The sequence below is a fragment of the Paraclostridium sp. genome, assembly GCF_051657365.1.
Taxonomy (GTDB): Bacteria; Bacillota; Clostridia; order Peptostreptococcales; family Peptostreptococcaceae; genus Paraclostridium.
In genome coordinates this window covers 1-1,253 of sequence record NZ_JBOFKN010000041.1, presented here as the reverse complement: position 1 = coordinate 1,253, position 1,253 = coordinate 1, and the positions used below count along the sequence as shown (strand labels likewise).

Here is a 1,253-nt window from a genome sequence, read left to right as displayed (position 1 = left end):
TGCAATAGCAAACCTCATCAAAACATATGCCGGGATAAAAATTGCGGCATTTTTCTACGATGGCGCAAAGGCGGCGGGTCAATTAGCCAAGAGCATTCGTGGCACATCAGAAGAAACATCCGCACTAAAAAAAGCATGGGATCTGACAAGTAAAGGCTTTGGCATTGGCGCAGCCATAGCTGCTGGTGCATTGCGCGGATTACTCGCGATTATTCAAACAGTAACAGCCGCAATGCGCACCATGCGCGTAGCAAGCATGCTGATGTTCGGCCCATTGGTTGCTGCGGTAATGATGGCGCTGGATGTATTGTGGAAGCTTGGCGAGCAGTTTTTAGAAACCAGAAGAGCGATGAAAGCGCTTCAGGAATCACAAGCTGTTGAGGCTGAGCAAACAAAAGCGCTCGCAGAAACTTACAAGAAATACTCCGAGCAAACCGGTATTGCCATTACCTCAATGGCCGAATACAACCGGATGATCGCTGACGGCACTCTGGTTGTAGACAAGTTCAGCGGAAAGTTGATGTCTGCCGCTCAATACCAAGAGGCATTAGCCAGCCGCAGCCGCAAGAGCATGCAAGAAATTGCGGAAGCCATGGGCGGGATGTCTGCTGAAGGCGCGAAGCTGACGGCGCAGATGCAGCAGATGAAAGAGGCTGGCCGCTCAGCTTCCGAGATGGTTGATTCTCTCTTTGCATCACTCAAGAAAAATGGCGAGTTTTCAGCGACCGATGATCAGATCCAGTCAGTGGTTGAGGCTCTGGCAGCGATGGAGCGCCAAGGTTATTTAACCGGCAGCGTTCTTGAGAAGGAAATTAAAAAGCAGTTGGCAAGTCTGAGCGGGGAAGAGTTGCTCCGCTTTCGGCAGGCCAGTGAAGAAGCCTTCACGACCGTGGCCGGTGCTAGCGAAAATACCGCCAGAGCGATCAACGAATCAACCCGCGAAGCGTTCCGCCGTTTGAGCATTGATGTTGATGCGTTGCGCGGTGCTGCAACTGAAATGGGGCGAGACTTGTCGGCTAATCTTCGGTTGATAGCCTTGGATGCCAACTCATCCAATCAGGAGCTAACCTCCGCGGCGGCGGCGGCACTTAACCTAGCCAAAACGTCTGGTGATGTTCAGTTACTGCAGGAAGTCATTAAGCAAATCGGTGACTCTGGCCAGTTGACCAAAGACTCTGTTGCATCACTCATGGATCTGGCAACCAAGAAAACAGCAGAGCTGAAAACCGAATCCATCGGGCTAGCATCTGCAC

At 51.6% G+C, this 1,253-nt stretch carries 1 protein-coding gene; it reads left to right on the top strand.

The window, feature by feature from the left end; all coding sequences use genetic code 11:
- A partial coding sequence (locus ACRCYC_RS03440) for a hypothetical protein (protein ID WP_438617790.1) occupies positions 1-1,253 on the top strand: 1,253 nt, incomplete at both ends.